The sequence below is a fragment of the Tychonema sp. LEGE 07196 genome (assembly GCF_963890365.1).
Classification (GTDB): domain Bacteria; phylum Cyanobacteriota; class Cyanobacteriia; order Cyanobacteriales; family Microcoleaceae; genus Microcoleus.
This window is the reverse complement of record NZ_CAWPRX010000007.1, coordinates 21,209-31,076: the sequence shown is the minus strand read 5'-3', so window position 1 is coordinate 31,076 and position 9,868 is coordinate 21,209. Positions and strand designations below refer to the sequence as shown.

The following is a 9,868-nucleotide window of genomic DNA, read 5'->3' as shown; positions in this document are numbered from 1 at the left end:
AAAAAAAATCGAGAGAAACCGGGTTTCTGGGAATCACCCAAAGTCTGCAAAGTCTAAGAAACCCGGTTTCTCATAAAATATCTATGGGGTGGCAAAAAAAATCGAGAGAAACCGGGTTTCTGGGAATCACCCAAAGTCTGCAAAGTCTAAGAAACCCGGTTTCTCATAAAATATCTATGGGGTGGCAAAAAAAATCGAGAGAAACCGGGTTTCTGGGAATGACGCAAAGTCGAAGAAACCCGATTTCTCATACCAACTTCAAAAAATAATCCAATTAATTGCGTTTAACAGAAGGCGGATAGGTGAAACGCAACCAAGTTGCCAAAGTAGCTACCGCGCAAGTGGAAGCCAAGCTAAAAGTCAAGAAAGTTTCAAATGCTGACATAATACTGTTCCTCTTTATTTGAGCGATAGAGTAAATCTTTCTCCTTCACATTTATATCAGCCTCAATTCATTTTTTCAATCGGTTCTGACATAAAGTTTTTACTACTTTAAATTTGGAAGTATTTATTTACAACACTTTACACTCCTCCCAGATTACTCATAATCTCGATCAATTGCTGGGGACGTTCAATCAAAAAATCGGGATGGTGTAAGACCAAAACCTCCTGAGAATTAAAACCCCAACCTACAGCAATTATTTTAATTCCAGTTTTTCTAGCAGCGTCTATATCTCTAATCTCATCTCCCACATAAAAGACTTCTTCAGGATTTATATGCTCTTTTCGGAGCCATTTATTAATAACTTTATGTTTCCCGAAAGTTGAACCTGAGTAAATAAACGTGAAAGTATCTTGTAAATTGTTATTTTCCAGCGCCGCTAAGACATTTTCTCTGGAATTAGATGTGATAATGCCCAGTTGAAACCCCCGTTTTTTCAACGCCAGCAAAACTTCTTTAATTCCCGGAAATAATTGAACGTCTGAAATTTCACTGCGTAATTCAGATCTCAATTTTCTAATCAGCAGCGGGAATTTGAAGAGGGAAATGCCAGAATAACGAAGAATTTCCCAAGAATTTAAGTTGCTCAGTTGAGCGAGTTCCTCTTTTGTCGCAGACTTAAAGCCGAATTCTGCTGACAAACGGTTGGTGATGCTCAGAAGAATATCAATTGTATCTGCTAAAGTACCGTCAAAATCAAAAATAATTACTTTGGTCATTGGACAACAGCAAATAAGGAATAGAGAATCATAATATTTTATATTTTGTATTGGGATGATTTACTACATTCTAGAATATAACAGGCAAGATTGCATAAATCGTTCATTGATACATAAATCGCAAATGTAAGCCGGATAAACAGAGATAAACGCAGAGGCATTTCAAGATAATTGGGAAATGAGTACAATCTTGTCTAATATATTAGCTCTAATGACCACTGACTAAGGACTAATGACTATTGATTTGATTTGCTTTGGCATTTCTACGCAGCATTTCAGGTTTAATTCGCCGCAGCGCCGAAGCTGTAAATCTGCGGTTCCATTCTTCGTCGGAAATGTCGGCTAATTCTGCAAGTGTCGGCGCTATATTTTCAGGATAAGGCTCAAATTCTGTAACATCTGTTGGTTTGGCAAAACGCTGATTCCAAGGACAAACATCTTGACAAATGTCGCAACCGGCAACCCAACCTTGTAAATTAGATGCTATTTCGTCGGGGAGTTTTTCGGCTCGATTCTCGATCGTGTGATATGCTATGCACCGATCGGCATTCACGACAAAAGGCTCAGTAATAGCCGCCGTCGGACACGCATCAATGCAGCGAGTGCAACTGCCGCAATGTTCAGTATGGGGAGCATCCGGCGCTAACTCCAAATTAGTCAAGATTTCGCCCAAAAATACCCAAGAACCGTATTCTCGCGAAATTAAATTACCATTTTTGGCAATCCAGCCAATTCCTGCACGCTGCGCCCACATTTTATCCTGAACCGGCCCGGTATCAGCATAATAGCGCGCTTCAATTCCCTCGCTTTGCGATCGCACCCAATTTACCAAAACCTTGAGTTTTTTGTGCAAAATTCTGTGATAATCCCGCCCCCAACCGTAGCGAGAAATCTTAGCATATTCTAGGGCTGCACCGTCCCCCCCCGCCAACAGGGATTTTTCGGGGCGCTGGTGGGGCGTGTAGTAGTTAATGGCAACACATATTAATGACTTGACTTCTGGCATGAGCGATCGAATATCGGAGCGTTTCGGGTTAGCCATCCAGGCCATATCCGCCTCATAACCCTTGTCCAGCCAAGCTTGCAATCTTTGTTTTTCTATATCGACATCCGCGTCTGCTGAGGCGATTCCCACTTTGTGAAATCCCAACTCTAGGGCTTTTTGCTGAATGCGATCGCGATTAATTGATATTTTCATAGAATTAGCAACCGCAGCACAAAATGTGCAATAAGTCTAGTAATTTTAAGAGGATCTTTGGGAAAAGAATCGATAATACTTTCACAATCTTTATATTTATAAATTTGAACTCAAAAAGCTCAAAAACGTTACATAATGTAATCAAAGGAGAAATGGGTTCGTCTATTCAAGTCGGCAAGTAAAACCAACAGCGAATCCCACAGCATACACATGGCAGTTAGTATTCAATCAGCTCAATCAATTTTCTCAAATACCGAGATTGCGAGCGCTGTTCCCGCTACCACCGAAGCGTTCTACAAACTCAGTGTTGAAGACCAACTCGCACTCCTCTGGTATGCCTACACCGAAATGGGCATCTCCATCACCGCAGCAGCTCCGGGAGTAGCCAGCATGGCGCTAGTCGAAGGCATTCTCAACGAAATCAAGCAAATGTCGCCTGCCGATCAAAGCAAAACCATGTTTGACCTGGCCAGCAACGCCGACACCACCATCGGCCGGATTTACACATCCTTGCGCGTCAACACCAAACTCGGTTTCTGGTATGAGTTGGGACAAATGATGAAACAGGGCGTTGTCGCCCCCATCCCTGCAGGCTATCAAATGTCTCCCGAAGCCACCGCAGTTCTCGAAACCATCAAAACACTCGATCCGGGCCAACAAATTACCGTACTTCGCAACACGGTAGTTCACATGGGCTACGATCCAGATTTCAGCCAAGAGTACGGCAAACGAGCTGCCCCCCGCAGCACTCCCACCGCAGTAGCAGAGCGGGTGAAAACCGAGATTAAGGGTATCAGCGAGCAGACCGTGCTCAGCTACATCGACTACATGAATGCCTTCGACTTCACCCCAGCCGTCGGTTTATTTGCCGAAGAAGGCGCTCTGCAACCTCCTTTCCAAAAGCCGATCGTCGGCCGCGAAGCTATCCTCAACTATATGCGCGAAGAGTGCGTCGGACTGAAAATGATGCCCCAAGAAGGCGTGTCCGAGCCTGCAGAAGATGGCTACCGCCAAGTGAAAGTTACGGGTAAAGTCGAAACTCCTTGGTTCGGCTCGAATGTGGGTATGAACATTGCGTGGCGGTTTTTGCTCGATCCCCAAGGTCAAATTTTCTTTGTGGCGATCGACTTGTTGGCCTCTCCTAAAGAATTGCTCAACCTGATCCGCAAATAGAATATTCTGTTTGGCGTTTGTCAAACAGACTTGCACCCAAACCCAGATACTTTAAAAGTGTCTGGGTTTAGTTGATTTTAGATTTTAGATTTTAAGGACTACTCGTTACCAGTAGTGCCTGGTAACGCAGATCGATCGGCTCTGCCTCCTTTTTTTGCAACAAGCGAGGCAGAGCGTCTAGACCTCTGTTCCCAGACCCAGCCAGGGAAGAAGTCAAGTGTGTGGGTTTATACAATTTGAGATTTGAGATTGCTGGATGTTACTCTTTTTCTTCAGAGAATTTCTCCCTAGCCCTACCTATATCTTTTGAGGGATTTGCTGCGACAAACATAATGATTAAAGTAGATTCATTCCTTTCAAATCATTTATTTTATGACTGCCACAACTAGACCTATTTTAACTCGCTCTATCGAGATTGCTGGTATCACAAAGCCAGTGGTACTGCAATATTTTGAAACTTTAAATGCAGGCAATTTTGAAGAGACTGCTAATTTGTTTGCTGAGGATGGAGTTCTGCACGCGCCCTTTGAAGAGCCAATTATCGGTAAAAGCTCGATCGCCACTTATCTAAAAACAGAAGCGCGAGGAATGCAGCTCGAACCGCAGCAAGGTATCAGCCAAATTTTAGAAGATGACCGAGTTGAAGTTCATGTCAGCGGCTGGGTGAAAACTTCCGTATTTGGTGTTAATGTCGGATGGCTGTTCGTGCTCAATTCTGATCGAGAAATCTTTTCTGTCACCGTCAAGCTGTTAGCTTCAGCCCAAGAATTGCTAAATCTGCGACCCCATAAAAAATTCAACGTTTAATAAGTTTCATATTTAAATTGAATATTGGGGTTTCATCTGTCGATCGCACGTCATATCAATTGCGGTTGTACCGTCAGGTGATTGTTGACTGTGGACTGTTGACTGTGGACTGTTGACGGGCGGGTCGAAAAACTGAATGGTTGAGTGTTAACTGTTGACTCGATTTTATTATTCCGATGCTACCGGAAACGATATCAGAACTCGATATTTGTGCGTCACTGAGGCCGAAACCTGGTTTTTCGCCAAATCTCCGGTCAAACGCGGCGAACTCTCGAAAAACCCCGTTTCTTTGGCAGACAAAATGGTCAAAATAGCTAGAATGCCGCCCGTCAATTACCATAATAAAAACAGTTCGTAGTGCGGACTTTAGTCCGCACTACAAACTGTTTTTATTGCAGTTAATCGACCATCGGACACAATCTAACGGCCAATTAAGATTTTTCTGGCAAACTCGCTTCCAACTTCAGACAATTGCGGCCGTCTAGTTGCAAACTGTAATCCACCCGATCCATCAGTCTGCTCATAATCAGCCAGCCATAGCCGCTTTCCTGCTTCGCTTCGGGCCTCGGGGGACTGTAAGTGTCCATTTCGTAACCTTTACCGTAATCCCAAATTTCTAAACCAATATCCCGATTTTTTAAATTCAAGCGAATTAACACCGGCAAGTTGGGTTGATCTTTGTGAGCGTGGCGGATCACGTTAGAATAGGCTTCTGCTAACACCAAGCGCAAACGATTCGACTGACGCGGCCAATCAATATGCTCTCCTAGCTCAACTTCCAAACTGCTCAGCAACCAATTTTCAACAATTGTTAAAAACCGCAAGTCGCTTGGTACCTGAAGCTCAGTATTCATAAAAAAATCCTGTAAGTTTGGAAACCCGTGTCTTCTGACCAGGGATGAAATACAACACGCCGAATTAATTTGGCGTTAATACTTGTCGCTACATGAAGGATACTCAATACTGGGCGATCGAGGCAATAGACTTTCGCCGAAAGCATTCACCAAGAAGCATCAATTAAGAGTTAGCCACTGACGCGCTAGTTCTGTAACTTTTGCCTGTCGCCCGCGTTCTCTGTGTTAATCTGTAGCCGGTCAACCGAGGGCTGGAGTTTTTAAGACCCAAAGCCCCCGACTATGATTGTCGGGATAGTTGACAGATTCAGAGAACTTCCAGAGAAAGTATGGTTTGGTCATCTTCCTGAATGGGATTGTCAGCTCGGATGTAGGCCAACAAATTGTCCAAGTTGATGGAACCAGGCTCCTCAATCAAGAGTTGCCAAAGCCCTTCTTGTTGTAGCATAGAACGGGTTGCTTCGCCCCCTGCGATCGCCGCAGTGGTCACGCTAGCTTCAGTAATGCCGTCACTCGTCAGCAGAAATACATCTCCTGACTTTAATTCGATCGAACCGGCTTTACCTTTCCAAACTGGCAGTATCCCCAAGGGAATGCCGCGAGCTTTCAAGAAATTCGGCTCTGCTGGCGTTAAACCGCTAGCAGTCTGGGCTTTCACGTCAGAATTCGACCAAACAATCGGGTAAATGTGACCGGCATTAGCAAAAGCCAAGTGTCCCGTTGACGGAGTGTAACGAGCTACAACCATTGTAATAAAATGGTTGTTGCCGATCAGGTCGTCAGCCATACTGCTATTCATATTCTGCATCACTCGATCGGGCTCGGGAGAAATTTCTTGAGAAAGTTCGCGCCGCATCACCGAAATCGCGCTAGCCATAAATAGAGCAGCCGGAACACCCTTACCGGAAACATCACCCACCGCTATCCAAATATCCCCTTGCGAGTGGACGTAGACCTCAAAAAAGTCACCGCCAACTTCCCGCGCCGGATAGCAACAAGCTTGCACCCTTACGGTTTCAAAATCAGGCCAACTTTGGCGCAACAAGTTTGTTTGGATTTGGCGGGCCACTTCCAACTCATTCTGCATCTGGTTAGCTAAATCCAGAGTGCGCTGATAGAGCTTAGCTTGAGAAAGGGCCAGAGCAGCTTGAGCTGCTACACCTTCTATTAACTCTATATCTTCTGCCGACCAAGGGTTAGTGCCGCCAATCTGACACAGGGCCAGTACCGCCAGCAAGTCTTGCTGATAAGTCAGGGGCACAGCAATCTCAACCGAGTTACCCTCACCGCCACTGTTGTTGACTTGAGTTTGGCGGGTGGCTACGGCTTGAACCAGCAAATTTTCATCAAAAGAAAAGCTGCTGGATTCCGTCGCTTGGGCTTGGTAGGGGAAGGTACTAGGTAATAGTCTCTCGCCCTCTACCGGCCGCAGCATACAATAGTTGGCCTCAAAAGTTTTGCCTACGGTTTGAACAATAGTTTGTACCATACTAGAGTAATCTAGCGACCCGCGAATCACGCTCATCACCTCATTGAACAGAGATTCCTTGCGTAAAGCGCGGCGCAGTGCAACACTGCGCTGCTTGTAGTATTTGTAAGTTTCGGACGCTTGATTGATAACTAATTTCAGTTCTTCTGGATTCCACGGTTTGGTGATGTATTTGAAAACTTGACCTGCGTTGATTGCTTCTACCAAGTCTTCAACATCTGTGTATCCAGTCAGCAGAATCCGAATCGTATCAGGAAAGCGATCGACTGTTTTCCCCAAAAACTCGGTGCCATTCATTTCTGGCATCCGCTGATCGGATATAATCACCGCCATCTCCCCTTGTTCGTCTAGAACGGACAGGGCGCTGAGGGCGCTATCTGCTTTGTAAACCTGAAATTCGCGTCGAAACGTCCGGTACAGCAAATCCAAGTTGTCGGGTTCGTCATCGACTACCATTAGTTTCAGTTTGCTTCCATCTCCCCGACTCATGCTATCCCTTACTCCTAGGCGAATTGATCGGGTCTAAAACGGGGTTGTCAAGTACCCTTGGCTGATTCAGCGGAGCCGAATCAGTATCAGGACTTCGGGTTTTATAGGTCAGTGCCATATTAGTGATACCGCAAGGATATTGGGAACTGGCATCCGGGATCGGTCTTACCAGACCCCGCCTTGGTTTGGAACTCGTGCTTTACTCGCCTTAGTGTCGAATCAAGTTAATTTTTCTGCCAGTCTGAGCTTAGCAGAACGAGAGCGGGGATTTCTAGCTACTTCTTCCGATTGTGCCACGATCGGCTTTTTTGTCAGTACCTGCAAACAGTCTGTTCCTCTGAGTTGGTGCTTGACCGGTCTGTCTTCGAGGCTGTGAAAAGTAATAATTCCAATTCTCCCACCGGGTTTTAGCCACTTTGGCGCTTCCTTAAGAAAAGTGTCTAAAGAAGCGAGTTCGGAGTTGACGGCTATCCTCAAAGCTTGGAAAGTGCGGGTGGCGGGATGGATTCTACCGTTGCGCTGCTTGGGTGGGAAGCTGCTGGCGATCGCCCCTGCAAGTTCTGTAGTAGTTTCAAAAGGACGTTGTGCGACAATCCGCCTCGCAATGCGCCGCGACAATCGCTCCTCGCCGTATCTGTAAATAATATCTGCTAGTTTAACTTCTTCCCAATGATTGATAATCTCTTGGGCCGTCAAAGATTGCTGCTGGTTCATACGCATATCTAACTTAGCAGGGTGGCGAAAACTAAAGCCGCGTTCCGGTGTATCGAACTGAGCCGAGCTAACGCCCAAGTCTGCTATGATACCATCAAATGTGGCCTCTTGAGACTGATATTCAGCAAAATTGCCGTGCCAAAACTCGACGGGATCGTTAGCAAATCGGGCCGCGCAAAAACGGATGGCTTCTTCGTCGCGATCGATCGCCACCACACTCACATCAGCCGCCGCCGCTAAAATCAAACTCGTGTGTCCGCCGCCCCCAAGCGTCGCATCCAAATAGCGCCCGCCCGGACGCACAGCTAAACCAGCAATTAATTCACTAGCCAAAACAGAAACGTGATAAGCCTCAATACTCACATCTGATGCAGGAGTCTCCTTCTCAGACGGCTCGATATCCTTCATAATCTATAAAAGCGAAACAAAAATCAACAGTAGTCAGTAGTCAGTAGTTCTCAGTCCGTAGTCCTCAGTCCGTAGTCCTCAGTCCGTAGTCCTCAGTCCGTAGTCCCTAATTAGAAACTTTTTTGCTAATGACTAATGACCAATGACCAATGACTAATGACCAATGACCAATGACCACTAACCACTAACCACTAACCACTGACCACTGACCAATTACCAATTACCAATTACCAATTATTATGTCAAGAATTGAGACAAGAACCGAACCAATGGTGCTCAACATGGGCCCGCACCACCCATCCATGCACGGGGTACTGCGGTTAATTGTCACCTTGGACGGCGAAGATGTAGTGGACTGCGAGCCTGTTTTGGGCTATCTACACCGCGGCATGGAAAAAATTGCCGAAAACCGCACCAACGTGATGTACGTCCCCTACGTGAGCCGCTGGGACTACGCTGCGGGGATGTTTAACGAAGCGGTGACAGTCAATGCACCGGAAAAGTTAGCCAATATTGCTGTCCCCAAACGGGCGAGTTACATTCGGGTAATCATGCTGGAGTTGAACCGGATTGCTAACCACTTGTTGTGGTTAGGGCCGTTTTTGGCCGACGTGGGCGCGCAAACTCCTTTTTTCTACACTATGCGCGATCGCGAACCAATTCTCGATTTGTGGGAAGCAGCCACCGGCTACCGCATGGTAAACAACAACTATTTTCGTATCGGCGGAGTCGCAGCAGATTTACCCTACGGTTGGGTAGACAAATGCGAAGATTTCTGCGATTACTTCCTGCCAAAAATTGACGAATACGAACGTTTAATTACCAACAATCCCATCTTCCGCCGCCGGATTGAAGGACTGGGTACGATTTCTCGCGCCGAAGCGATTAACTGGGGACTATCCGGCCCGATGTTGCGCGGTTCCGGCGTGAATTGGGATTTGCGGAAAGTTGACCATTACGAATGTTACGACGAATTCGACTGGGAAGTTTGTACCGAAGCAGCAGGCGATTGTTTGGCCCGGTACTTAGTCCGAATTCGCGAGATGCGCGAGTCAGTTAAAATTCTCTATCAAGCCTTGAAAGGACTCCCCGGCGGCCCTTACGAAAACTTGGAAGCCAAGCGCTTAGAAAGCGGGCCAAAATCTGAGTGGAACAGTTTCGACTATCAGTTTATTGGCAAAAAAGTAGCCCCAACTTTCAAGATTCCCAAGGGCGAACATTACGTGCGGGTTGAAAGCGGCAAGGGTGAGTTGGGTATTTATATTATCGGCGATGATAGTGTGTTTCCTTGGCGCTGGAAGATTCGGGCTGCGGATTTCAATAATTTGCAGATTTTGCCCCACATTGTGCGCGGTGTAAAGGTTGCGGACTTGGTGGCGATTTTGGGTAGTATCGATATTATCATGGGTTCGGTTGACAGGTAGAAGGAAAAGGGCGATCGCATTTTTTGGCTGTTTGCTAAAAAGTGCGATCGCTACTTTTTTGAATCATATACAGTCCTGGGCGCATAATACCAAAGAAACCGGGTTTTTCACTTCAACTGTCGGCTACAACGAAAAATTTTCGTAAAAACCC

General features: G+C 46.0%; 8 protein-coding genes. 3 read left to right on the top strand and 5 right to left on the bottom strand.

Annotation, left to right across the window (positions count from 1 at the left end; translation table 11 throughout):
• Positions 1-522 precede the first annotated feature (522 nt).
• Entirely contained in the window at positions 523-1,161 is a 639-nt protein-coding gene (locus AACV78_RS00860; RefSeq protein WP_194009513.1) for an HAD-IA family hydrolase, read from the bottom strand.
• 229 nt (positions 1,162-1,390) lie between these two features.
• Positions 1,391-2,359: a tRNA epoxyqueuosine(34) reductase QueG gene (gene queG / locus AACV78_RS00855; RefSeq protein ID WP_194009514.1), complete on the bottom strand. Its 969-nt coding sequence runs from the start codon at positions 2,357-2,359 to the stop codon at positions 1,391-1,393.
• Positions 2,360-2,569: 210 nt separating this feature from the next.
• On the opposite strand from queG, the gene AACV78_RS00850 reads away from it, so the two are divergent.
• Both AACV78_RS00850 and AACV78_RS00845 read left to right on the top strand, forming a co-directional pair.
• Positions 2,570-3,532, top strand: a complete 963-nt coding sequence (locus AACV78_RS00850; protein ID WP_194009515.1) for an orange carotenoid protein N-terminal domain-containing protein — start codon at positions 2,570-2,572, stop codon at positions 3,530-3,532.
• Positions 3,533-3,904: 372 nt separating this feature from the next.
• A complete protein-coding gene (locus tag AACV78_RS00845; protein ID WP_194009516.1) occupies positions 3,905-4,339 on the top strand; it encodes a nuclear transport factor 2 family protein in 435 nt (144 codons plus the stop codon).
• Positions 4,340-4,770: 431 nt separating this feature from the next.
• Here AACV78_RS00845 and AACV78_RS00840 read toward each other — a convergent pair whose 3' ends face one another.
• From AACV78_RS00840 to rsmH, 3 genes are all read right to left on the bottom strand, one after another.
• On the bottom strand, positions 4,771-5,193 hold the full coding sequence (locus AACV78_RS00840) for an ATP-binding protein (protein ID WP_194009517.1): 423 nt from the start codon (positions 5,191-5,193) through the stop codon (positions 4,771-4,773).
• A 307-nt stretch (positions 5,194-5,500) separates the two neighbouring features.
• Entirely contained in the window at positions 5,501-7,171 is a 1,671-nt protein-coding gene (locus AACV78_RS00835; RefSeq protein WP_194009518.1) for a SpoIIE family protein phosphatase, read from the bottom strand.
• 219 nt (positions 7,172-7,390) lie between these two features.
• Entirely contained in the window at positions 7,391-8,293 is a 903-nt protein-coding gene (gene rsmH / locus AACV78_RS00830) for a 16S rRNA (cytosine(1402)-N(4))-methyltransferase RsmH (protein ID WP_194009519.1), read from the bottom strand.
• 239 nt (positions 8,294-8,532) lie between these two features.
• On the opposite strand from rsmH, the gene AACV78_RS00825 reads away from it, so the two are divergent.
• Positions 8,533-9,717, top strand: a complete 1,185-nt coding sequence (locus AACV78_RS00825; RefSeq protein ID WP_194009520.1) for an NAD(P)H-quinone oxidoreductase subunit H — start codon at positions 8,533-8,535, stop codon at positions 9,715-9,717.
• Positions 9,718-9,868 lie beyond the last annotated feature (151 nt).